At 71.6% G+C, this 22,329-nt stretch carries 18 protein-coding genes; 3 read left to right on the top strand and 15 right to left on the bottom strand.

From position 1 onward, the window contains the following. Nucleotides 1-45 precede the first annotated feature (45 nt). The 7 genes from ACFZB3_RS17895 to ACFZB3_RS17865 all read right to left on the bottom strand — a co-directional run bounded on the left by ACFZB3_RS17895 (nt 46) and on the right by ACFZB3_RS17865 (nt 12,837). The gene (locus ACFZB3_RS17895) at nt 46-1,266 is read right to left on the bottom strand and encodes an IS701 family transposase (RefSeq protein ID WP_391376556.1); all 1,221 of its coding nucleotides are present in this window, start codon (nt 1,264-1,266) and stop codon (nt 46-48) included. Next, nucleotides 1,259-3,418 carry an AGE family epimerase/isomerase gene (locus ACFZB3_RS17890; RefSeq protein ID WP_391376554.1) on the bottom strand — a complete coding sequence of 720 codons (2,160 nt, stop codon included), beginning with the start codon at nt 3,416-3,418 and terminating at the stop codon, nt 1,259-1,261. The genes ACFZB3_RS17895 and ACFZB3_RS17890 overlap by 8 nt, the downstream gene beginning before the upstream one ends. Continuing rightward, the gene (glgX, locus tag ACFZB3_RS17885; protein WP_391376552.1) at nt 3,415-5,667 is read right to left on the bottom strand and encodes a glycogen debranching protein GlgX; all 2,253 of its coding nucleotides are present in this window, start codon (nt 5,665-5,667) and stop codon (nt 3,415-3,417) included. The genes ACFZB3_RS17890 and glgX overlap by 4 nt, the downstream gene beginning before the upstream one ends. After that, nucleotides 5,664-6,374, bottom strand: a complete 711-nt coding sequence (locus tag ACFZB3_RS17880) for an NAD(P)H-binding protein (RefSeq protein ID WP_391376550.1) — start codon at nt 6,372-6,374, stop codon at nt 5,664-5,666. The genes glgX and ACFZB3_RS17880 overlap by 4 nt, the downstream gene beginning before the upstream one ends. A 107-nt stretch (nt 6,375-6,481) precedes the next feature. Then, nucleotides 6,482-7,816, bottom strand: a complete 1,335-nt coding sequence (locus ACFZB3_RS17875; protein WP_391376548.1) for a sugar phosphate nucleotidyltransferase — start codon at nt 7,814-7,816, stop codon at nt 6,482-6,484. Nucleotides 7,817-8,041: 225 nt separating this feature from the next. Then, entirely contained in the window at nt 8,042-9,889 is a 1,848-nt protein-coding gene (locus tag ACFZB3_RS17870; RefSeq protein WP_391376545.1) for an MFS transporter, read from the bottom strand. Nucleotides 9,890-10,086: 197 nt separating this feature from the next. Continuing rightward, nucleotides 10,087-12,837, bottom strand: coding sequence for a serine hydrolase (locus ACFZB3_RS17865; RefSeq protein WP_391376542.1), 2,751 nt, complete (start codon nt 12,835-12,837; stop codon nt 10,087-10,089). A gap of 144 nt (nt 12,838-12,981) precedes the next feature. Between ACFZB3_RS17865 and ACFZB3_RS17860 the strand changes: the two genes are divergently transcribed. From ACFZB3_RS17860 to ACFZB3_RS17850, 3 genes are all read left to right on the top strand, one after another. Next, nucleotides 12,982-13,734 (top strand): GPP34 family phosphoprotein, encoded by a 753-nt coding sequence (locus ACFZB3_RS17860; protein ID WP_391376539.1) that lies wholly within the window; start codon nt 12,982-12,984, stop codon nt 13,732-13,734. 322 nt (nt 13,735-14,056) lie between these two features. After that, nucleotides 14,057-14,914, top strand: coding sequence for a helix-turn-helix transcriptional regulator (locus ACFZB3_RS17855; RefSeq protein ID WP_217554965.1), 858 nt, complete (start codon nt 14,057-14,059; stop codon nt 14,912-14,914). Nucleotides 14,915-15,127: 213 nt separating this feature from the next. After that, on the top strand, nt 15,128-15,319 hold the full coding sequence (locus ACFZB3_RS17850; RefSeq protein ID WP_089102095.1) for a DUF397 domain-containing protein: 192 nt from the start codon (nt 15,128-15,130) through the stop codon (nt 15,317-15,319). A 135-nt stretch (nt 15,320-15,454) separates the two neighbouring features. On the opposite strand, the gene ACFZB3_RS17845 is transcribed toward ACFZB3_RS17850, so the two are convergent. From ACFZB3_RS17845 to ACFZB3_RS17810, 8 genes are all read right to left on the bottom strand, one after another. Further along, complete coding sequence (locus ACFZB3_RS17845) at nt 15,455-16,360, bottom strand: MerR family transcriptional regulator (RefSeq protein WP_391376535.1); 906 nt, start codon at nt 16,358-16,360, stop codon at nt 15,455-15,457. A gap of 68 nt (nt 16,361-16,428) precedes the next feature. Then, on the bottom strand, nt 16,429-16,935 hold the full coding sequence (locus tag ACFZB3_RS17840; RefSeq protein WP_391376532.1) for a glutathione peroxidase: 507 nt from the start codon (nt 16,933-16,935) through the stop codon (nt 16,429-16,431). A 146-nt stretch (nt 16,936-17,081) separates the two neighbouring features. After that, nucleotides 17,082-18,017: an SPFH domain-containing protein gene (locus tag ACFZB3_RS17835; RefSeq protein ID WP_391376529.1), complete on the bottom strand. Its 936-nt coding sequence runs from the start codon at nt 18,015-18,017 to the stop codon at nt 17,082-17,084. Between the two features lie 372 nt (nt 18,018-18,389). Further along, nucleotides 18,390-18,608, bottom strand: a complete 219-nt coding sequence (locus ACFZB3_RS17830; protein WP_391376526.1) for a hypothetical protein — start codon at nt 18,606-18,608, stop codon at nt 18,390-18,392. 58 nt (nt 18,609-18,666) lie between these two features. After that, nucleotides 18,667-18,903 (bottom strand): hypothetical protein, encoded by a 237-nt coding sequence (locus tag ACFZB3_RS17825; RefSeq protein WP_391376523.1) that lies wholly within the window; start codon nt 18,901-18,903, stop codon nt 18,667-18,669. A 135-nt stretch (nt 18,904-19,038) separates the two neighbouring features. Then, nucleotides 19,039-20,256 carry an SPFH domain-containing protein gene (locus ACFZB3_RS17820; RefSeq protein WP_391376520.1) on the bottom strand — a complete coding sequence of 406 codons (1,218 nt, stop codon included), beginning with the start codon at nt 20,254-20,256 and terminating at the stop codon, nt 19,039-19,041. A 12-nt stretch (nt 20,257-20,268) separates the two neighbouring features. Then, a complete protein-coding gene (locus ACFZB3_RS17815) occupies nt 20,269-20,517 on the bottom strand; it encodes a hypothetical protein (protein WP_391376517.1) in 249 nt (82 codons plus the stop codon). A gap of 418 nt (nt 20,518-20,935) precedes the next feature. Next, nucleotides 20,936-22,327: a macro domain-containing protein gene (locus ACFZB3_RS17810; protein ID WP_391376514.1), complete on the bottom strand. Its 1,392-nt coding sequence runs from the start codon at nt 22,325-22,327 to the stop codon at nt 20,936-20,938. Nucleotides 22,328-22,329 lie beyond the last annotated feature (2 nt).

The raw sequence follows: 22,329 nt of genomic DNA, 5'->3' as shown, positions 1-22,329 counted from the left end.
CCGTTCCGGTCGTTCCGGTCGTTCCGGTCGTTGTGGTGGCGCTGTTCAGGCATGCGGCGTGCTCAGGGCTCTCTCGTCGGCCTGCTGGCGCACCATGTCGAAGCCGAGCGCGGCCGAGGCCAGCGTCACGTGGTGGTGCCAGCCGCGGAAGGAGCGGCCCTCGAAGTCGCCGAGGCCGAACTCGTCGTGCATCCGGCCCAGCGCCTCCCCGGCGAACCTGCGCAGCCGCGCCAGCAGCACGATCTCCGCGAGCCGCCGGACCGGCAGGTTGGTCAGCCAGTACGCCCGCGGCCGCGGCCGGCCGTAGGGCCAGTCCGCGAGGAGCATCCGGGCCCGCGGCGCCGTGGCCGGGCAGCCCTCGGGGGAGCGCTCGGCCCGCAGCAGCACCGGCACGGTCAGGAACTCCGAGTGCCACATGCGCTCGGTCACCGGGTCGTGCCAGGTCACCGACGTCCGCTCGGTGTGCCGGACGGCGTGCGCGGCGAGGTCGGCCAGGGCGCCGCCGGTGCCGCCGGCCCGGCCGCGGGGCAGCAGTACCGGGGTGTGCGGCGATGCCTGGACCACATAGCCGAGACCACGGGCCTCAAGGCCCCGCAGCAGGGGGTCGGGGTCGCCGTCGCCGCGCCAGTCGGCCAGCACCGGCAGCGGCTCCAGGGACCACTCGTCGAGCATCTCGTCGAGCGCCTCCAGCACATAGCTCCACCGCGGGCGGCAGCGCTCGTGCGCGGGCAGGTGGGCCTGGCCGCGCAGCCCCTCGTCGCGGTCCCAGCGGGTCGGCAGTACAAGGCGCCAGTTCACCGGGACCCCGCCGGCATGACCCACCAGCGAGGTCGCCAGCGCCAGCTGGCAGTTGACGGTGCGTTCCTGGGAGGCCGCGTACTGGCGGGCCACGCCGACCGAGCGGTCGCCGTTCTTGGCGAAGACGACCTCGTCGACCGACCAGGCCTCGGCCCGGAAGGACCGGACCATCTGCCCGGCAAGGCGGCCGCGCACCGGCGCGGACGCCCAGGGGCTCTGGTTCACGAACTGCTGGATCTGCTGCACCGCCCGCCGCCCCAGCACCTGTTCGGTGATCCGGGCCGGCGTCTTGCGGCCGGGCACGGCCAGCAGGCCGCGCAGGTAGACCTCCCCCCAGCGCCGCTGGTCGGCCCGGGTGAACTGGCCGAACAGCTCGCCGCAGTAGGCTGGCAGGTCGCGGGCACCGGGCGGGGCACCGGGGGTGCGCACGGACGGTAACGGGAGTGCGAGGGTCGCGAGATCACTCATGGTTGCAGTCGTCACCACCCTCCAGCAGGAAGGCGTCCGTGGCGAGCAGCGCGTCCGCGACCTCGGGCAGGGCGCAGCCCACGATCACGAAGTCGACGTCGAGCCCCGCCTTGGTGCGCTGGAACAGCAGCTCGTTGATGGCGGACCGGCACATCTCGCTGGTCTCGCAGAGGTGGAACTCCACCCGGCCGGGGGTGGCCGCCATGACCTCGGCCAGGATCCGGCGGAACTTGCCCAGTTCGGCGGCGTCGATCACGCCGCGGCAGCTGATGTGGGCGGTGCCGCCGTCGAACTCGCTGCGCATCCGCAGCCGCATCTGCGCGGGCTCCAGCTCCACCCGCACCCGCACCGGTTCGCCGCCCTCGGGCAGCCGCACGGTCAGGTCCTTGCCGTCGAAGTTCTGGTACGGCTGCCCGTCCACCCACACCCGGGTCAGCTCCGCCGAGCCGGCCGGCAGCAGGTCCGGCGCCACCCGCAGCAGCCGCTCCGGGAGGTCGTCCGGGCGCGGCCGGAAGTGCAGGGTCACCGGGTCGTTGCCGAGCAGCAGACCGGTGTAGGTCGCCGACAGGTAGCACAGCTCCAGCGCGTGGTAGCCCGCCATCGCGTGGCTGCCCTTGAGCCGCTCGGTGCCCAGCAGGTACGGGATGCCGTTGGCCAGGACGTTGAAGTAGACGCCGCCGTCCTCGTAGTCGAGGAAGTAGGCGTTGTAGAACGACGCCGCCTCCCGGGCGAGGCGTAGGTGCTCGGGGTCGTCGGTGGTGCCGGCCAGGATGAGGTAGGCGAGGATCGCCTGCTCCTGCTGCCACCAGGCCTTGCGGTCGTGCCAGACCATCCGGTGGATGCCGCTGTCCGGGTCGGGCTGCCGCTCCACCACGTCGTACCAGCCGCTGCGCAGGCCGTCGCTGCCCACGGAGGGCATCAGCTCGGCGATCCGCTCCGCCGTGGTGCCGTACTCGGGCTTGTCGTGCAGGGCCTTGATGCGGGTCAGGTTCCAGGTGATCTTGAGGTTGTGGCCGACCACCGCGCGGTCCTGCTGCCAGCCCCAGGTGCGGTCCGGGCTCCAGTCGGCGTGGAACCGTTCCTGCACGAACGGGGAGTTGGGCTCGTCCGGGAAGCGTTCGACGATCGTGTCCGCGGTCTCCTCCAGGAGGGCCGCGAAGTCGGAACGCCCGGTCGCCAGATAGGCGTTGATCAGGTAGGCCGGGGCGTGGTCGCCGACCGAGTTCCAGTTCTTGCGGGACCGGTTGCGGCCCAGCGAGTCGGCGCCCGGGTCCAGGGCGATCGGGTCCAGGTGCGAGAAGAACCCGCCCTCGACCGGGTCGCGGAAGTACTTCTGGAACAGGGCGACCGTGCGGTCGATGTCGTTCAGGATCCTCGGGTCGCCGGTGATCCGGAAGGTCTGGGTGGGGCCGGCCAGCGCGTAGATCTGCTCGTACATCGGGATCGCGTCGTAGTCGTCCCCGAACTCCGAGGCGAAGACCGGCCGGTGGCCGTTCGGCGTGATGTCGATGCCGTGGTACCAGTACGTGATCCCGTCCGCCTGGTCGTCCACCCGCATGTGCTCGCGCAGGTACTCGGTGCCGGACTGGGCCGCCTCCAGGAAGCGGTCCTCGCCGGTCAGCAGGTAGGCGGTGGCCAGCCCGTACACCAGCCGGGAGATGGTGTCGGTCTCCTGCCGGACGTCCTTGCCGTGGAAGTCCGGTAAGTGGGTGCCGCTCAGGGTCAGGTGGGTGCGGAAGTCGCGCCAGTCGTAGTTCCCGTCCGGGAACTGGCCGCGCAGGTAGAAGTCGGCGATCGCGGCCGCCTGCTGCACCCACCAGTTCGGGTGCTCGAAGACGTACTGGCCGCGGCTCTCCTCCGGGAAGGTGATCTCCTTCGCGTCGAAGCGGGCGCCGCCCTCCCACTCGTAGAGGATCCCGTACGCGAACAGGAACCGGCCCTCGGCCAGCATGTCGACGGTGTCGGCCGTGGTGTCGTGGTAGGGGTCGCCGAGGTTGCGGACGATGCGGGAGACGGCGTTGTGGGTCAGGTGGACCGTGAACTCCCGCCCGTCCGGGCTGCGCAGACCGAACATGCGCCTTGTGGGGCTGTAGTGGGTGACGTAACCCGCCAGGGTGTCGGAGGTGATGCGTCGTTGGGAGAGTGCGCTCATCGTCGCGTGCCCTTCTCGTCGGGCAGGGCCGCCAGCAGCACGACGCTGCGGCCCTGGGCGTGATAGGTGGGACCGTCGACCGGCTCCTCCGCTCCGGGCGGGAGGATCTCGTACGGGGCCGGCCGGGCCGTGTCCAGGACGCGGTGCCAGTGGTGGCCGGGCAGCTCGGGCAGCTCGAATTCGAGGCCCAGGTGGTACATGTTGAGGATCAGGTGCAGGTCCGGGTCGCCGTCGAAACCGCCGTACGTGCACGCCAGCACGTGGGCGTCGGGGTTCTCCCAGCCCGGCTGGTGCAGCCGCGTGCCGTGCCAGGTGATGTCCGGCAGCAGCCGGGGGTTGAGCCGCTCGGAGAAGAACTGCGGCTCCCGGAAGGTGCGGTAGCGCTTGCGCAGCCCGATGACGTCGCGGGTGAACCCGAGCGTCTCCCGCTCCTTGCCGGCCTGGTCCCAGTCGAGCCAGGAGGTCGGGCCGTCCTGGCAGTAGCCGTTGTTGTTGCCGGCCTGGCTGTTGCGGAACTCGTCCCCGGCCAGCAGCATCGGGACGCCGCGGCTGAGCATGAGGACCGCCAGCAGGTTCTTGATCTGCCGCACCCGCAGCCCCTCGACCTCGGGGTCGTCCGCGGGGCCCTCGGAGCCGCAGTTCCAGCTGTAGTTCTCGTTCGTCCCGTCGGCGTCCGCCTCACCGTTGGCGTGGTTGTGCTTGGTGTTGTAGCTGACCAGGTCGTTGAGGGTGAAGCCGTCGTGGCAGGTCACGAAGTTGATGCTGTTGGTGGGCAGTTCCTCCTGCGGGGCGAACAGGTCGGCCGAGCCGCCGAGCCGGGAGGCGACCTCGCCGGCGATGCCCGCGTCACCGCGCACGAACCGCCGTACGTCGTCCCGGAACGGGCCGTTCCACTGCGCCCAGCGCTTCCCGGGGAACCGGCCCACCTGGTAGAGCCCGCCGCCGTCCCAGGGCTCCGCGATGATCTTCGTCTCGGCCAGGATCTGCGACAGCTCGATCGCCCACAGCGCGGGCGGCACCGCCATCTCGTAGCCCATCGGGCCGCGGGACAGCTCCGAGGCGAGGTCGAAGCGGAAGCCGTCGACGTGGTGCTCGGAGACCCAGTACTCCAGGGACTCCAGGATGAACTTGGTGACGATCGGGTGGTTGGCGTTGATCGCGTTGCCGCACCCGGTGAAGTCCATGTAGTGCGAGCGGTCCTGCGGCCACAGGTGGTAGTAGGCCTCGTTCGCCGCACCCCGGAAACTGATCGTCGGCCCGAACTCGTTGCCCTCGCTGGTGTGGTTGAAGACCACGTCGAGGATGACCTCGATGCCCGCCTTGTGGAACGCCTTCACCATGTCGCGGAACTCGGTGATGTGGGTGGCCAGATGCGGGCTGGAGCAGTAGCCGGTGTGCGGGGCGAAGAACCCGTACGGGTCGTAGCCCCAGTAGTTGCGCAGCGGGGTGCCGTCCGGGCCGGTGCGCAGCACCTGGGTCTCGTCGAAGTCGAAGACCGGCAGCAACTCCACCGCGGTGACGCCGAGTTCCTGAAGGTGCGGGATCTTCTCGATCACGGCCGAGAAGGTCCCGGGATGGTCCGCCCCCGAGGTGGGCGAGGCGGTGAAGCCGCGGACGTGCATCTCGTAGACGACGGTGTCCGCCATGGGGGTGCGCAGCGGGGTGTCGCCCTCCCAGTCGTAGTCGTCCAGGTCGACCACCAGGCTGCGCATGGAGTGCTCGACGTTGTCCCCGGGGCCGATCGCGCGGGTCCGCTCCCAGCGGCTGTTGACGTTGGCGCGGGCGTAGGGGTCGAGCAGCACCTTGCGGTGGTCGAAGCGGCTGCCCCCGGCGGCGGGGTCGCGCGGCCCGTCGATGCGGTAGGCGTAGACCTGGCCGGCACCGAGCCCCCGCACATGGCAGTGCCAGAAGTGGAAGCTGCGGTGCCGCTCGGGGTGCAGCCGGACGGTCCGGTAGGGCTCCGGGCTGTCGCAGTGCTCGAACAGCAGCAGGTCGACGCGGGTGGCGTGCTCGGAGAAGACCGAGAAGTTGACCCCTTCGGCGTCGACGGTGCTGCCCAGCGGCTGCGGGTGGCCCGGGGTGACCCCGGGCTGGGCGATGCCGAGGGTGCCGGGGGCCTGGCCGGCAGGCAGGGTCATGTACGCGCTCGTGGCGTCCGTGGTCGTGGCGTCCGTGGTCGTGGCATCCGTGGTGGTGGCGTTCGGCGTGGTGGCGGCCGGCTGGTCCTGGGCCTCGGTCGGGGCGCTCATGCGAACACCGCCCTCGTCCCGGCCGGGGCGTCGGCCCGCAGCCCGGTGAAGAGTTCGTCCCAGGGCACGGGACCGGAGGCCGGGCCCGCCTCGCTGCGCATCTCGAACGTCACGCCGTGCGCCGCGGGCGAGTCGATCGCCCGGACACAGGCCTCGGCGACATGGGCACGGGCCACGTAACCGTCGCCGGCGTCCCCCTGCTCCAGGTGCAGCACGCCGTGGCCGGGCTCGTCGGTCAGCCAGCCCGGCCGGATCACCGTGTAGGGCAGGCCCGAGGAGCGGACCGCGTCCTCGCCGGCCAGCCGCCAGTCCAGCATCCTGCCGTAGGCGTTCATGGGATGGTCCCGGCGGGTGACGTGCTGCTGGCTGACGAGCACGAAGTGCCGGCCGGCCGGGGCCGCGCCCAGGACGTCGAGGACGTGCCGGACCCCGCCGTGCAGGGTCGACTCCGGGCTGTCCGGGCCGGCGGCGTCGGTGCCCGGCTCCACGGCGTAGACGACCGCGGCGCACCCGTGCAGGGGGGTGCGGAGCGTGCCGGGGTCGCGGACGTCGGCCGTGAAGTACTGCGCCTGCGCGGGCATGTGCCGCCGGGCGCGCTGGGTGCTGCGGCCGATGACCCGGACGGTCTCGCCCCGGGCCAGCAACCGGCGGGTGACGAGCCGGCCGACCCGGCCGGTCCCTCCTATGACTGCGATCGGGCTGTCCATCGAGAAAACTCCCCAGGCTGTAGACGAGCCGGACGATTGGGGGTGCGGGAAGGAGCAGGTGGATGCGGCAGGGCGTGTGCGGAACCGGTCGTGCCGGTCGGGCCGGGTCAGACCCAGCGCAGGATGTCGTCGGAGCTGGTCAGATGGGTGCCGGAGGGCAGTCCGGTGACGGCGGGGACCCGCAGCCGCGGGTAGACGCTCACCCCCGACAGCCGGGTGCCGGGACGCAGGTCGGCGGCCTCGCCGATCGCCGAGTGGACGAGCCGGACGGGGTTGTCGCGGGCCGAGTGCACCTGCGCCATGGGCCCCACGTACGAGTCGGTGACGCGGGCGTACGGCCCGACGACCGCGCCGTCGCCGATCGCCGACCGGCTGAGCCGGGCCCCTTCGTCGATGTCGACGTCGTCGCCGACGTCCGTGTACCGCAGCTTCACACCGGGGCCGATCTCGGCGTTCCGCCCGATGCGCACGGCGGGGCCGAGCACCACGCTGCCCTCGGAGATCTTCTGGGCGAGGGTCGTGCCCTGCACGCTGTCCTTGGCGCGCAGGCTCGACTCGTGGATCCAGTACGGCGGGTCGGTGCTCACCGGCGCGCCCATGGCCCGGCTCATCCACCGGTAGCGGCCGCGCAGCACGTCGCCGAGGGTGGCCAGGTAGTCCGGGATGCTGCCCAGGTCGCCGAGCCGCTCGATGCGCGCGGCCGCGACCGGCAGGCCCCGCCGGACCAGCCAGGGCAGCAGGTCGCCGCCCCAGTCGAGGCGCTGCTGGGCGAGCCGGATCATCTCGGGGGTGCGGGCCGCGAGCCGCAGGCGCCCGCAGTCGATCAGGTACATGCCCGCGTTGGTGGGCAGGGTGAAGCCGGCACCTGGCAACGATGTCTCGGGGAAGAGGCGGTGGATGCGGTCGAGGTCGGGCTTCTCCAGGAAGCCCGAGACGGTGCCGTCCGCGGACGTCTGCATCACGCCGTACTTGCCGGCGATCTCCTCGGCGGTGCGGGCGACGGAGGCCACGGTCACGACGGCGTCGGCGGCGTCGTGCGCGTCGGTCAGCAGGGGGAGCGAGAACTCGAAGACGGAGTCGACCGGCATGACCAGGGCGCGGCCGGTCAGGTCCCACCGTTCGAGGTTGTGCAGGGTGGCGGCGCCCGAGCCGACGTTGTACCGGTCGAGCCGGGCCCGGGAGTAGTGGATCTCGACGCCGAACCGCTCGCCCCGGCCCAGCACGAGCTTGATCTGGCTGTGGTTCTCGGCGCCCTGGGCGACCACGTGGAAGCGGCGGATGCCCTGGTCCCGGCAGTTCTCCACGAGCCACTCGACGACGGGCCGGCCGGCGAACGGGATGAGGGCCTTGCTGCGGATGTAGTCCGAGGAGGCAAGGGTGAGCGGCTTGGCGCGTTCGCCCCGGCCTCCCGCCAGGATTATCCCTAACGTCTCGTCCCCCATGACTGCGCTGCCTCCTCGGCTGACGAATCAATGCCATTCAGTCAACTGAGCCCGTCATTGAGAGTCAAGTAAAAAGTAAAGAAAATGGGCAGGCGGATGTCATGCAAGGCCTTGAAGGTCACCTGAACCACGGCTCTGAACAGCCCATACACAGAGCAGCCCTGGATTGACTCGGACAGTCAATCCAGGGCTTACCCGATCAGTCATGTCAGCTGTGGCGGCTGGTCACTTCAGCTCGTCCGGGCAGGGCGTCCCCCGCGGCAGCTGGTACGGCGACGCCAGCCGGTACGTCCCGGCCCGCGGGGCCAGCAGCATCGTCCACTTGTCGCCCTTGGCGTCCTCCGGGGTCTCCATCAGGCAGCCGTTGACGTTGGTGTACGTCTTCGGCTCGCCGTCGGCCCGGTGCTTGGAGGCCTTGGTCTCCTGGGGCGCCTTGAGGCTCTTGCCGTCCGCGTCGACGATGCTCAGCCAGGGCGAGTACGGGATCCGGATCAGGATCCGCCCGGCCTTGCGGACCTCGATGGTCAGCTCGCCCTGCTCCGCGCTGTCCACCGCCGCGTCGGGCTCGGCGAGCGGCACCGGGTCGGTCACCCGGAACAGCTGCCAGTTGGCGTCGCCCCAGATCTGCTTCAGGTACGGCATCCCGCGCTGCACCAGGGCCCGCTCCCGTTCGCCGCCGCCGTCGCCGTCGGGCTGGTCCTTCGGCACGACCACGAAGTGCACGGCCCAGCGCTGCAGCCACTCGTGGTAGTTCGCGGAGTTGAGGGTGTCGTCGTAGAAGAGCGGGTTGCGCTCCATGTCGGCCTGGCGGTTCCAGCCGCGGGCCAGGTTCACGTACGGCGCGAGCGCCGAGGCCTCGCGGTGCGAGCGGGCCGGGACCACCTCGACGCGGCCCTTCTCGGCGCCGACCTGCTGGAGCTGGTGCACCAGCGGGGCCAGCTCGCGGGCCCAGGACGCGGTCGGGGTCGTGTGGATGATGTCGTCGACCGACTTGTAGCCGATCCAGCCGCAGACGCCGAGGAAGGCGAGCACGACCGTGTAGTACCTGCGCGAGCGCGGGACCGTGTACGGGAGGGCCGCGATCAGCGTCGCGCCCGCGAACAGCATCGGCAGCCGCGAGATGTTCGAGCCGATCTGCGAGCTGACCAGCCACACCAGCACCACGCTGACGCTGTACACGGCCGCCGTCAGCCGGACCGTCCGCCACTCCTTCGGCACGAGGAAGAGACAGAGCAGGCCGTACGCGAGCGGCATGATCACCGAGCCGAAGCGCATCGGCTGGGTGCCGGAGAACGGGAACAGCCAGGCGGAGGCCGCCACCACGACCGCGGGCGCCAGGCCCAGCGCCCACGCGCCCGGCCGCCGCTTCTGCAGGAACAGCGCGACCGCGACCAGGCCGACGAAGAGCCCGGCCACCGGCGACGCCATGGTGGCGAGCGCGGCGAACGGCGCGGCGACGAGCGCCTTCGCCCACCGTCTGTGCCGCCAGCGGTACGGCCAGCAGAACACCGCCCCGACCGAGGCCAGCGCGAACATGGTGCCGAGCCCGAAGGTGACCCGCCCGGACAGCGCGTTGCAGATCAGCGCGAACACCCCGGCGAGCGCGGCCCACAGGGGGTTCTTCACCGCACGGCTGCGGATGAGGAGCAGGGTCAGCAGGCAGGCCGAGACGGTGCCGGCGAGCATCATCGTCGTACGGACGCCGATCAGCGACATCAGGTACGGCGAGACCACGCTGTACGACACCGGGTGCATGCCGCCGTACCAGGCCAGGTTGTACGCCGAGTCCGGGTGCCGGCCGACGAACTCGGCCCAGGCGTCCTGCGCCGCGAGATCCCCGCCGCTGTTCGCGAACGTGAAGAACCAGATGACGTGCAGGATCCCGGCGAGGGCGGTGACCGACAGCACCGGGTGACGCAGCAGCCGTCCGCGCAGCGGCTCGGCGGCCCGCAGCAGCCGGTCGACGGGCTTACGCTCCGTGGCGTCCGCGGCTGCCGGCGGCAGGGCTATTCGCGGGCCGGCTACCGGGCCCGGATCGGCGTTGTCGGCGCGTGTCGGCTCCGCTGTGGCCACCTGAAGGCACTCCCCGTGTCCCGTCTTCTGTTCTCGGCCGCGTTCCACGGTGTTGGCGGCTGCTTTCCGTCCAGTTCGCGGCCGTGTCCCGGCGACCGGCGACCTGCCCCGATTCGTGACGCTAGCACGCACCCCGCCGCGGGGCCCTGGGGTGGGCCGCCATCGGCGGGGTGCGGTGACGGAATGCCGGTTATGGGTCAGCCGAGGCGGGTCAGCCTGCTCGTGAACCCGGGCTCGGCCAGATCCTTCTCCAGGGCGACCGGGACCTGGACGGCGGAGCCGGAGCCGTCACCCACGGTGAGGGTGCCGACCTTGGTACCGGCCTTCGCGGTGTGCGGCACCTTCTCCGGGGCGAACGACAGCCTCACCTTCAGCCCCGACCAGCCGACGGCCGTCACGTCCTCGGTCGCCACCACCGGGGTCCGCCCGCCGAGCCCGTCGTCCACGTACCCGACGACATCGCCCTTCTTGTAGATCGTCGCCGACTTCAGCGCGCCCTGGGCCGCCCGGATCAGCTTGTCGCCGGCGTTGAGGGCGGCGGTGAGGATGCTGTTGTCCGCGGCGGCGCTGGCCGGCTGCCGCAGCACCGCGCCGATGACCGTGCGGGTCTCGCCGCCGACCGTCTTCTTCGCGGCGAAGACCAGGTTGCCGAGGGCGGAGGTGGTGGTGCCGGTCTTGATGCCGACGACGTCGTTGTGGCCGACCAGCTGGTTCCAGTTGGAGTGGTTGACACCCTTGTAGTCGTCGTACGACATCATCGCGGCGACCTCGCGGAAGGACGGCTCGCTCGCCATCGCGGCCTTGGCCAGCTTCACCTGGTCCACGGCCGTGGACACCGTGGAGTCCGTGAGCCCCGACGGGTCGGTGTACGTCGTGTTCGTCATCCCGAGCTTCTTCGCGGTGGCGTTCATCTTCGCCACGAACGCCTTCTCCGAGCCGGCGTCCCAACGGGCCAGCAGGCGGGCCACGTTGTTGGCCGAGGCGATCAGGATGGACTCCAGGGCCTCGCGCTGGGTGACCGAGTCGCCGGCCGTCACGTCGACGGTCGACTCCTGGCCGGCGTTCGCCTGGTCCTGGGCCGCCTGGTCGATCTTTATCTTCGGGCCCGCGGCGCCGCTCTTCAGGGGGTGGTCGCGCAGGACGATGTACGCGGTCATCACCTTGGCGACGCTCGCGATCGGCACCGGCTTCTGGTCGCCGGAGGAACCGAACGTGCCGATGCCCTGGACGTCGAGGGCGGCCTGGCCGTCGGCCGGCCAGGGGATGTCGGCCTTGGCGCCGTCGAAGGCGTACGTGTCCTTCGCGGTGAGGTCGAGGGTGGGCTGGGGGAGCGGACGCAGAGCCTGTACGACCGCAAAGACGATCAGCAGGACGATGACGAGCGGCGTCCAGATCTTGACCCGGCGGAAGAGGGTCCGGACCGGGGTCTCCGGCGGCGGAGGGGTGTTGGTCAGCTCGGCGAGCAGGTCCAGCGGGGGCTTCGGGGGAAGCGGCTGCTGGGTGGTGCGCTCGGGGCCGACCTGCGGGAGGACGGTGGTGCGGGTGGTGGAGGCGGGCTCGGGCCTGCCCTCCGGCTTCGGACCCTGCTTTATGTCCGACTTGAGAGCGACGAACCTGCTGGTGCGCTCGGCGTCGGCCTCGGGGGACTTGGGCTCGGGCTTCGTCCCGCCGCCCAGCTTGAGGGTGGTGGTGGGCTGGTCGACCTGCGGGGGGCGAGGGGCCTTGAGCATGGTGGTGGGCTGGTCGACGGCGGACCCGGCTTCGCCGTCGTCGTCGCCGGACTCCCCACCCGCACCACCCGTGCCGCCGTCGCCGCCGGGCGCGGGCGACCCCTTCGCCGCGTCCTCCGGCGCGTCCTCGCCGTCGGCGTCCGCGGGTTCGTCGGCGGGCTCGGCGTCCTGCGGCCCGGCGGTCGCCTCCGGCTTGTCCTCCGGCTTGTCCTCCGGCGCGGCGTCCTCGGGTTCGGCGGCGGTCGCCGACTTCCCTCCGGGCTCGGCGTCTTGGGGTTCGTCGGCGGGCTCGGTCGTGCCGGCGGGCTTGGCGTCCTCGGGTTCGGCGGTTGCCTCGGGCTGGTCGGCGGGCTTGGCGTCGTCGGGTTCCGTGGTGGTCGCCGACTTCCCTTCGGGCTCGGCGTCCTGGGGCTCGGCGGCGGGCTTGGCGTCCTCGGGTTCGGCGGTTGCCTCGGGCCGGGCGCCCGGCTTGGCGTCCTCGGGCTCCGCGGCGGTCGCCGACTTCCCTTCGGGCTCGGCGTCTTGGGGTTCGTCGGCGGGCTCGGTCGTGCCGGCGGGCTCGGCGTCCTCGGGTTCGGCGGTTGCCTCGAGCCGGGCGCCCGGCTTGGCGTCCTCGGGTTCCGTGGTGGTCGCCGACTTGTCTTCCGGCTCGGCGTCCTGGGGCTCGGCGGCGTCCTCGGGGCCGGCCGTGGGCGCCGACTCGTCCTGAGGGGTGGCGTCTTCGGGTTCGTCGGTGGCCTCGGGGGCGGCGTCCTCCGGCTCCGCCGGGGTGTCCTCGGCCGTTGCCTCGGGCTCCGTAGCCGTCCTGGCGGCGTTCTCCGGGGTCTCCTGGGCCCTTTCGGCGTCCGCGGGCGTCCCGGGGCCCTCCGCGGCCTCCGTGACGCCCTCAGGGGCCGCCGCGTCCTCCGCCGGCTCACCCGTGCGCACCCAGGCGGCCACCGCGTCGCGGAGCTTCGCGTCGGTCCTGCCGGTCTCACCGGTCCCGTCGGCCGTCTTGAGGTCCCGTACCGAGAAGACCCGGGTGGCGGTGTCCACGCCGCCGGCGGTCTCCTTCTCGGCGGCCACCGCCAGTCGTGGGTCGCGTGCTTCGGGAACCGTTTCCGCGCTCCCCGACGTCGGTTCTGCCGACGACTCGCGCTGCTTCGACCTGTCGGGGGACTCGCCCGCCACCGATGCCTCCTCCACGCTTCGCACGTTGCCGTGCGCTGTCCGAACCATGTACCAGTGTCCTGTGTGCGGGCTTAGCCCCTGCGGTAGACGAGAACGACATACCTACCGGTTCCCTTACGAACCGGTCACGCACCCTCGACAGACCAATGTGAGAGGGGTCACCCTGTCATTCATCCACGCGGGGAGGCATGGATGGGCAGGAGCCGCAGAACAATTCCGGAGGAGCTTCTGCTGCTGGCACTGGACCCGGCCACGGGTACCACTGCACAGCCGCAGTCGCTCGACCTCGGTCTGGCCGGAGCACAGCTAGTAGAGCTGGCGCTGGCCGGACGGATAGCCCCAGACGGGGATCGTATCGCCGTGGTGCAGCCACGGCCGACTGGAGATCCGACTTTGGACTGTGCGTTGGAGTTGCTGCGAAGGCGCGGCGCTCCCGTACGGGCTGTTCACTGGATCGGCGGGCCACGTCTCGGCCTTCGCCAGGTCTATCTCGCGCATCTGGAACGGTGCGGCATGGTCGCCGCCGTAGCGGGTCAGATGTGCGGGGTGCTGCCGACCACTCGCTACCAGGCGACGGACAACGCCGTCACCCGGGAGATCCGTGGCCGGCTGGATTCGGCGATCCGCACCGGCGTACCGCCGGACCCGCGGACCGCCGCGCTCGCCGCCCTGGCCCACGCGGTCGGTCTCGGCAAGCACCTGTATCCGGGCAACGAGGGACGGTCTTCTCGTTCCAGGCTGCGGGACTTGATCCGGCACGACCCGATGGGCGGGCTCGTGGCCCACGCCGTCATGGACGTGCAGAACGGCGCGGCCGCCCAGCCACGCCGCGCCCCGGCCCAGACCGGACCGGGCGTCAGGTCCGCCGCACCGGAACCCGCCCGCGGTGTTCCGATGCAACCGCGCCGAGGTGCGGGCGCGATGGCGCGTGCCGTGGTGCACTGAGCCGCAGTTCCACGGCAGCGACAGCCGGCGACAGCCGGCAGCACAGCACCCCTGAGACCCGGTTCGGGAGCCGCTGGTCCGAGCGGGGCGGTGGAGGCGTACGCAGTACGCGCCTCGCCGCCCCGCTCGGCATTTCCGTCCGGGCTTCCGTCAGGGCTTCTGTCCGGGCTTCCGTCCGGAGAATCCGGAACGTGCCCGAACTGACGCGTACGCGCCGCATATCCGCTGTTTCCCAGCGGTAGGAACCACCTTGGTGGCAGTCTGCTCAACAGCAGATACGCAAAGTGGTAGTTACAGGCAGGCAGCCGGAGGTGCACGTCCCGTGGCGTCCAATGTCAATCCCACCGTCAGGCGACGCCGGCTGGGCCAGGAGCTGCGCAGGCTCCGCGAGCTCAAGGGCATGACGGCGGAGGAGGTGGCGGAGCGGTTGCTCGTCTCCCAGTCGAAGATCAGCCGGCTGGAGAACGGGCGCCGTAGCATCAGTCAGCGCGACGTCCGCGACCTGTGCGGGGTGTACGAGGTCGAGGACCAGCGGGTCGTCGAGTCCCTGATGGAGATGGCCAGGGATTCGCGGCAGCAAGGATGGTGGCACGCGTTCGGGGACATCCCGTACAGCGTCTACATCGGTCTGGAGACCGACGCCGAGTCGCTGCGGGTGTACGAACCCCAGCTGGTCACCGGGCTGTTGCAGACCCGGGCGTACGCCGAGGCCCTGGTGCAGGGCGCGTTGCCGGAGACCTCCGCCGCCGACATCGAGAAGCGGGTCCAGGTCCGGATGCGGCGACAGGAACGTATCACCGCCGAGCACAACCCCCTCCGCCTGTGGGTGGTGCTCGACGAGGCCGCGCTGCGCCGGCTCGTCGGCAACAGGCTGGTGATGCGCGAGCAGCTGGAGTACCTGATCGAGATGTCCCAGCAGCCGCACATCACCGTCCAGGTGCTGCCCTTCGAGTGCGGCGCGCATCCCGGCCTCAACGGCCAGTACGCGATCCTGGAGTTCGCGGACGCGGCCGACTCCAGCGTCGTCTACCTGGAGGGCGTCACCAGCGACCTCTACCTGGAGAAGGCCCACGACGTGCAGAAGTACGCGGTGATGTACGAGCACCTGCGCGCCCAGTCGCTGAACGTCGAGCAGTCCCGGCAGTTCATCGCGGACGCGGCCAAGGAGTACGCCCGCTGAGCCCGTTTCCGGGGCTCCCTGACTGAAGGCGCCGGATCCTACACAGTGCCACGGTCCAGTGGAAGTCTCCTCCGGAATATGCCACCCGGTCGAGTGAACGGGTACTCCAGGCGAGGAAGTTGGCTAGTAGCGTCGATCACGCCAACCAGTCGGAAAGGTTGGCGTGAATCGCACTACAGCAAGCACCACAGCAATCTCGTAACAGGAGTGGACATGGCACTGCTTCAGGGCGCCACGGAGACGTGGACGAAGTCCTCCTATTCCGCAGGGAACGGGGCGTGCGTCGAGGTCAAGTCGCCGACGACCGCGGGACTCGCCGTACGCGACTCCAAGGTCGAGGAGGGCCCGGTCCTCGCATTCCCGGCCGGCGCGTGGAACGCCTTCGTGACCTCGGTCAAGGCGTAGGGGGCACTCGCTGACCCACCGCTCACGCTCCCGACTACGACAACTGCACAAGCGTTACCCAGAGCCCTCTCGACCAGATCGCCGTCCTTGCCGAGGGGGCTCGGCTTGTGCCCGCCCGCCCCTGCCCGCCGGCTCTCACCGCACGGGGAACGCCACGTCGCACACCGGGTCCTGCGGTCCGGCCGCGTCCCAGTCCGCGAAGTAGACCTCCCGGCACGGGCCGTCGTACGCCAGGCCCTCCCGGCCGGCGACCCACCGCTCCACCGCCTCGAAGGCCGCCAGGATCTGCGGGTGCGCCACCTGCGCCTTGCTGATCCGCGTGTACGCCAGCGTGCGCGCCGGCTCGATCCGCACCGCCGTCTCCCAGGCCCGCCCGTGCCGCTCGGCCCAGGCGCGGGCCGCCGCCTCGTCGGCCACCGGGACACAGGCCTCGGCGGGCCCGTCGCTCTCCATCGACACCTCGGCCTGGTACACGACGAACGGCGCCCCGGCCACACCACCGCACTCCCGGGCCGCCGCCTCCAGACGGCCCAGCGAGGCGCCGATCCAGGCGGGCAGCTCGTCCGCCAGCGTGTGCCGCGTCTCGGTGATCACCACCTGCGCCGGCACCTCGACCGTCTCCACCGCGAACGTCTCGTACATCTCGGTACTCCCTCCGGAAAGCCGTCCACGGAGGTACGCGGCAAGCGTCCGCTGCCCGGCGACCCGGCTCTCGACGTCCGCCCAGTACGCGGCGAGCAGCCCGGCGGCCGTCTCCCCGTCCGGGTCGGCCGCCGCCGCCTCGACCACCCCGGCGATCCGGGCGAGCGGCATGTCCAGCTGGCGCAGCAGCGCCACCAGCCGGGCGCGCTCGGCCTGGCCGGCGCGGTAGTACCGGTAGCCGGTCACCTCGTCGACGTGCGCCGGGGCCAGCAGTCCGAGCCGGTCGTACAGGCGCAGGGCCTTCGCCGAGAGCCGGGAGCGCGCGGCGAACGCGCCGATCGTGAGCAGTTCCTCGTCCACGACGTCCACCTCGCCCTCCACGGCCGCGTCCTCCGTCACCGGGCGGATCCGTTCCGCCCGGTGACCAGGAGGCTCGTCCCTGCCCCAGGGGCAAGGTCAACCCGGGGTCAGGCGAGAGCGGCCTCCACCGCCGCCACGACCTCCGCCGACTCCGGCTCGGCCTGCGGCGCGAACCGGGCGACGACCTGTCCGTCCCGGCCGACCAGGAACTTCTCGAAGTTCCAGCGGATGTCCCCGGTGTGCCCCTCGCCGTCGGCGAACCCGACCAGACGGTCGTAGAGCGGGTGCCGGCCCTCGCCGTTCACCTCGACCTTCTCGGTCATCGGGAAGGTCACGCCGTAGGTGGCCGAGCAGAACTCGGCGATCTCCTCGGCGCTGCCGGGCTCCTGGCCCATGAACTGGTTGCAGGGCACCCCGAGCACGGTGAAGCCCTGCGCCGCGTACCGCTCCTGGAGCTTCTCCAGGCCGTTGTACTGCGGGGTCAGACCGCACTTGGAGGCCACGTTGACAATGAGCACGGCCTTGCCGCCGTAACCCGGCAGCCCGGCCGAGCCGCCCTGCAGCGCACCGATCTCCACGTCGAGCACGGACCCGTTGTTCTCAGAAGTCGTCATAGGCGGATGCTAACGCCGTCAGGCGGCGGACCGGGTTCCGGCCTCGGCCGGTACGCCGCCGGCCCGGTCGCCGCACGGGGCGTCGGCGCCACGCCGGCGGGCCCGGTGCCCCGGCACCTCGCCCGCCGCCGTGCCGCCGTCGCCGGCTACTGCCGCTCGACGGGAGCGGACGGTTCCGCTGCCGGTTCCCTCGGCGCCGTGAGCTCTCCCGCCGGTCCGAACTTGTCGGCGACGGCGGCGATCTGCTCGATCCCGGCCTTGAGCGCGGCCGACCCGTCCGGCCCGTCCAGCTCGCGCTCGTTCTTCTCGACCTCCTGGTCGAGCCGCTTGGTCGCCCGCTCGAAGTAGCGCAGCAGCTCCACCGGGAACGGCATCACGAGCGTGGAGTTCTTCTCGGCGGCGACCTCGACGACGGTCTGCAGGAGGCGCAGCTGCATCGCCTCCGGGGTCTCCGACATGATCCGGGAGGCGTTGGCGAGCTGCTGCGCGGCCTGGAACTCACCGTCGGCCGTGATGACCCGGGCCCGCCGCTCCCGCTCCGCCTCGGCCTGCCGGGACATGGACCGCTTCAGCGACTCGGGCAGCTGTACGTCCTTGATCTCGACGCGGTCGATGTGGATGCCCCACTCGGCGGCCGGGCTGTCGATCATCAGGGCGAGCCCCTCGTGCAGCCGCTCCCGGTCGGTCAGCAGGTCGTCCAGGTCGCTCTTGCCGATGATGGAGCGGAGCGAGGACTGGGCGACCTGCCCGACGGCGAACATGTAGTCCTGCACCTCGATGGCCGCGCGGACCGGGTCGGTGACCCGGAAGTAGACGACGGCGTCCACCTTCACCGACACGTTGTCCTTGGTGATGCCCTCCTGCGTGGGCACCGGCATGGTGACCACCTGCACGTTCACCTTGCGCATCCGGTCGACGAAGGGGACGAGGAAGGTGATCCCCGGCCGCCGGAACTCCGGCAGCGCCCTGCCCAGGCGGAACACGACCCCACGCTCGACCTGGTTGACCACCCGCATCCCGCTGCGCAGCACGAGCAGGGCCGCCACGACCACCAGTACGACCCCTACAACGGCGCCGTCCATGGGCACACACTCCATTCTCGACGTGATCCGGACAAGAATCCGGACAACGAAGAGGACACGTCCGGACCTCCCCGGGATGCGGGTTCCGGCGTCAGGAGTGCGTAAAGAAAAGTCGGGAAAACCGGGCACCCGCCGCGCCGTCCGCCGCCCGGACCGCATGCCCCACCCGGATGGGCTATGATCAATCTAGAGCTGGTCGGCCCGGTCGGGTCGGTCCGGTACTGCGTTGGTGGTCCAAGGAAAGACGCCCCGCTTCCTGCGGGGAAATGCAGGTGCAAGGCCTGCCCGGCGCTCCATCCCGAGGCCCGTCCACAGAGTGGACGGGCCTCGCGCGTTGTCCGGCACCCGCGTGGACGCGGTCGCCGGGGACCGTCACGCCTCCGGCCCCCACGTCTCCGGCCCGCCGCCCCGCCAGTCGATCCACGGCGCCTGCGCCACCTCCGCCGGGTCGATCTCCAGCCCGGCCCGGCGGAGGAACTCGGCCACGTCGGTCACGTTGTGCGCCAGCCCGAGGATCTCGCCGTCCACGCGCACCCGCCGACCCCCCGTCGGCGACGGCGGATGCACGATCACCCGTATCGGTCCGGACATGCCTTCAGGATCATCCGGGACGTACGGTCCCGCACTCCAGCCCGCCATCCGAGCCCCCTCAGCTCCCGGCCCGGTCCGGCCGCCCCGGGTTTCCCGGACCCCCCAGGTCCCGCAGTTCCCGCCAGGCGGCGGGGCTGGGCCGCCGTTGCCCCCAGTAGGGATGGAAGAACACCTCCGCCGACAGCCGGTACAGCCGCCGCCGCAACTCGGTACGCCCGGGCCGCACGGCGAGCAGCCGGTAGGTGGCGCTCCATTCCTGCTGCGCCCGGGCCAGGTCCACGGGAAACGATCGCATGCCCAGATTCAAGCATGTGTTCGATTTTTGAGTCCATCGAAGCAGAAAGCGCCCCCGTGGGGGCGCTGGGGGCTCCCCCGGCCGAAGGCCGGGGAAGCAACTGCGTGACCTGCCGCGGTGCCTCCGGCGGAGCGCTCAGTCCACGTCCACCGGACCGTCGTCGGACTTCCGCCCCTTGCCGGTGGGCAGCTGGAGCAGGCTGCTGCCGCCGCCGTCCTCCCCGGAGCGGGGGCCGGCGGACCGCTGTCCGTCGGGGCGCTGGCCGTCGGAGTCCTGGCCGCTCAGGTTCTGCCGGACCGAGTCGAGGATCGTCAGGCCCTGGGACACCAGGCCGGCCGCCAGCTCGCCGAGCCCGTCCGCGCCGTTGAGGACGTTGACGTTGGCACCGGCGAGGCCGCCGGCGGCCTCCTTGACGATCTGCGGGAGCTGGTCGATCAGCATCCGGTCCAGCGCGACCCGGTCGTACGACGCGGCCGCCTCCGCCTGGATCTTCATCCGCTGCGCCTCGGCGGCCGCCAGGATCCTGACCCGCTCGGCCTCGGCCTCCGCGGGCCGCACGACCTCGGCCACCAGCTGCTCCTGGCGCAGCTTGGCCTGGCGCTGGGCCAGCTCCGTCTGGGCGGCGAGCACCTCCTGCTGGGCGTGCGCCTGGGCCAGCGGTCCGGCCTGCGCGGCCTGCGCCTGGGCGCGGTCCACCTCGGCCGAGTACTCGGCCTTGACGATCGCGGTCTGCCGGGCGTACTCGGCCTGGTTGCGGGCCGCCACCTGCTCCGCCTCGACCGAGGCCTGGGTGGCCTGCGCCTGCGCGATCTGCGCCTGCCGCTGGATGGCCGCCTTGTGCGGGGCGGACATCGCGTCGATGTAGCCGGTGTCGCCGTCGTCGATGGACTGGATCTGCAGCGAGTCGACGATCAGGCCGATCTTCGCCATCTCCGTCTTGGAAGTGTCCAGGACCTCGGCGGCGAGCTTCTGCCGCTCCGTGACGATCTCCTCGACCGTCATCGAGCCGATGATGGCCCGCAGGTGACCCGCGAAGATCCGGCCGGTGAGCACGGACATCTGCTCCTGGTCGGAAAGGAAACGCTGGCCCGCGTTGATGATGCTCTCGTGGTCGTTGCCGACCTTGAAGGCGATGACCGCGCGGACGTGCAACGCGATGCCCTGTCTGGTCACGCAGGTCTCGGTGACCTCGGACTCGCACATGGACAGAGTGAGGAAACGGACCTTCCGTACGACCGGCAGCACGAACTTGCCGTGCCCCGTGACCACTCGGAACGGCGCGCCCCCCAGTCCCCGCCTGCCCCCCGAGATCAGCATCGCCTCGTCGGGAGCGGGTACGCGGTATCCGAACATTCCTGTCTCTCCTCAGCCGGCCTCGGCGCTGTCGCCGAGCGCGTCCAATGGATCCACCCACTCGATGACGCCGACCTCGCGGCATCCCCGTGATTCGATCACGAGCACCGTCGCACCGACGGGCAGGGGCTCCTCCGACCAGGCGAGGAAGGTCTCCGAGCCGCCCCTGACCTGTACCAGGACCTCGCCGGGCCCGGTGGCACCGCGGGTTTTGATGAGCACCTTCCCCGTGCAGCCGATCACGGCCTCGTCCTGCGGCATCACCGGCCGTCCTCCTCCTCCTGGCCCCATGATTCCGACGATAGACCCGATCCGTGCGGGACCCAACGGTCGGGCGGGCCCGTCCTGTCCGCCCGCCCGGCCACCCTGCCGACGCGGATCTCCGGCGCGTGCATCGCACGTGGCCGCAAGGGGCTCACGGCGCATACGACACCGTGGACGCGCCGTCGGTTCCCGGGGGCGGCCGGCGCCCGTCCGCGGTGTTCCGGAACCGGATCGGAAGCGGTTGGAGGGTGCCCGCGGAAGCGGCCGGGGTGGTCTGGTGGACGGAGGTGAGGCCGGGCGACGCGGCGCGTGGCGCGGACGGCGGGTGATGCCGCGAAGGGGGAACCGACAGATGCGGAGCAGCCCGCCGGCCCGGGGGACACGTCCGGGCCGGCGCCCGGTCTCACCGTCGTCGTCAGTCGGCCGCGCGCAGGCCGAGCACCAGGTCCTCGAAGCGCTGCTCCACCGGGGCCAGGTCGGTCCGGGCCAGCTCCTGGGGCAGGATGACGATGCGGAGTTCGGGGGTCAGGGCGGGGTAGCGGCGGCAGGCCTCGATGAACGAGTCCACGATCAGGGCGGCCAGCTGGCCCCGGTCCAGGTCGGTGACCCGGGCCAGGCCGGAGCCGATCAGCGGGACGGCGACCGGCTTGAACAGGCCGTTGACCGCCACCGAGGCCCACAGACTCTCCAGGCTCAGCCGCAGGTCGGCGTGGTTGGACCTGGCCACCAGGTCGTTGCCGAGCCGCGAGTAGGCCGTGGCGAACACCCGGCGGCCCTCGACCGGGACCACCACGGTCGTGCCCACCGGATAACGGACCCGGCGGCCCAGCGGCTTCGTCCGTACGGTCTCGGTGCCCACCGACTTCACCGCCCGCAGCCCCGCCCGCAGCCGGTCGTCCAGCAGGCGCCGCTTCCCGGCGAACAGCCGGTCGACGAGCTGGCTCTGCAGGCTCTCCCGGCTGATCACGAGGTCCTCGGCGGTCTCCGTGTCGAAGGTGTCGGAGAACCCGATCACCAGGTTGCAGTCCGCCTGGTCGAACAAGTCGCCGCGCACCAGCACCACATCGGCCCGCTGGCCGTCCAACGGCACCCGGTGCCGCAGCAGTTCGGCCCCGTGCCGGGCGCGCAGCTCGGCGCGCAGGGCGTCCAGGACCCGCGCGGCCTCGGCGTCGTCGGGGTGCTCGTGGGTGATCAGTTCGGCGACCGGCAGGGCGAGTTCGGGCCGGCCCAGGTCGGTCTGCACGCGGACCAGTTCGCGACGGGCCGCGTCCTGGAGGGCGGTCAGGCGGCGGACGAAGGGCACCGCGAACCCCTCGCCGTTCACCTCGGCCAGCGGCCGGCCGCGGACCAGGGAGAGCGCCTCGGAGAGCCGGTGCGCGGCGGTGGCCGGGGGCGCGAGCAGGGCCTCGCCGACGATCGCGGTGAACCTCGCGCTGTCCAGCTCCTCGGGCCGCAGCACCAGACGGTAGGCGGTCTCCGGGCCCTGCACGGTGACCTGCTGCTCGGTGCGCAGGACCTCTGTCCCCGCGGTGTCCTGGCCGGGGGCGCCGGGGGCCAGCGCCCGCCGCAGCTCCAGGACCCGTTTCTGCACCTCGTTGCGGTTGCGCTGGTCCAGGTGGCGCGGCTCGTCCGCGAGGCCCCACACGTCGCGCCGCAGCTGCCGTACCGGTACCGCCTCGCCCCCGGCCGCCACCAGGCGGACCAGCAGCCGTACGGTCAGCGGCGTCAGCCGGACCGGAACCCCGTCGACCTCCAGCTGGACCGGGCCCAGTACCTTCACCCGGATACGTGCTCTCGCACCGGCCATCC

It is taken from the genome of Streptomyces sp. NPDC008092 (assembly GCF_042957285.1).
Lineage (GTDB): Bacteria > Actinomycetota > Actinomycetes > Streptomycetales > Streptomycetaceae > Streptomyces.
The sequence above is the reverse complement of the archived record's forward strand: the minus strand, read 5'-3'. Positions and strand labels throughout refer to the sequence as shown.

What these genes read in the sequence shown, in the direction of transcription:
- ACFZB3_RS17895 (WP_391376556.1), bottom strand. Translation starts at nt 1,266, where the DNA reads ATGAGTGATCTCGCGACCCTCGCACTCCCGTTACCGTCCGTGCGCACC.
- ACFZB3_RS17890 (WP_391376554.1), bottom strand. Translation starts at nt 3,418, where the DNA reads ATGAGCGCACTCTCCCAACGACGCATCACCTCCGACACCCTGGCGGGT.
- glgX (WP_391376552.1), bottom strand. Translation starts at nt 5,667, where the DNA reads ATGAGCGCCCCGACCGAGGCCCAGGACCAGCCGGCCGCCACCACGCCG.
- ACFZB3_RS17880 (WP_391376550.1), bottom strand. Translation starts at nt 6,374, where the DNA reads ATGGACAGCCCGATCGCAGTCATAGGAGGGACCGGCCGGGTCGGCCGG.
- ACFZB3_RS17875 (WP_391376548.1), bottom strand. Translation starts at nt 7,816, where the DNA reads ATGGGGGACGAGACGTTAGGGATAATCCTGGCGGGAGGCCGGGGCGAA.
- ACFZB3_RS17865 (WP_391376542.1), bottom strand. Translation starts at nt 12,837, where the DNA reads ATGGTTCGGACAGCGCACGGCAACGTGCGAAGCGTGGAGGAGGCATCG.
- ACFZB3_RS17860 (WP_391376539.1), top strand. Translation starts at nt 12,982, where the DNA reads ATGGGCAGGAGCCGCAGAACAATTCCGGAGGAGCTTCTGCTGCTGGCA.
- ACFZB3_RS17850 (WP_089102095.1), top strand. Translation starts at nt 15,128, where the DNA reads ATGGCACTGCTTCAGGGCGCCACGGAGACGTGGACGAAGTCCTCCTAT.
- ACFZB3_RS17840 (WP_391376532.1), bottom strand. Translation starts at nt 16,935, where the DNA reads ATGACGACTTCTGAGAACAACGGGTCCGTGCTCGACGTGGAGATCGGT.
- ACFZB3_RS17835 (WP_391376529.1), bottom strand. Translation starts at nt 18,017, where the DNA reads ATGGACGGCGCCGTTGTAGGGGTCGTACTGGTGGTCGTGGCGGCCCTG.
- ACFZB3_RS17830 (WP_391376526.1), bottom strand. Translation starts at nt 18,608, where the DNA reads ATGTCCGGACCGATACGGGTGATCGTGCATCCGCCGTCGCCGACGGGG.
- ACFZB3_RS17825 (WP_391376523.1), bottom strand. Translation starts at nt 18,903, where the DNA reads ATGCGATCGTTTCCCGTGGACCTGGCCCGGGCGCAGCAGGAATGGAGC.
- ACFZB3_RS17820 (WP_391376520.1), bottom strand. Translation starts at nt 20,256, where the DNA reads ATGTTCGGATACCGCGTACCCGCTCCCGACGAGGCGATGCTGATCTCG.
- ACFZB3_RS17815 (WP_391376517.1), bottom strand. Translation starts at nt 20,517, where the DNA reads ATGCCGCAGGACGAGGCCGTGATCGGCTGCACGGGGAAGGTGCTCATC.
- ACFZB3_RS17810 (WP_391376514.1), bottom strand. Translation starts at nt 22,327, where the DNA reads ATGGCCGGTGCGAGAGCACGTATCCGGGTGAAGGTACTGGGCCCGGTC.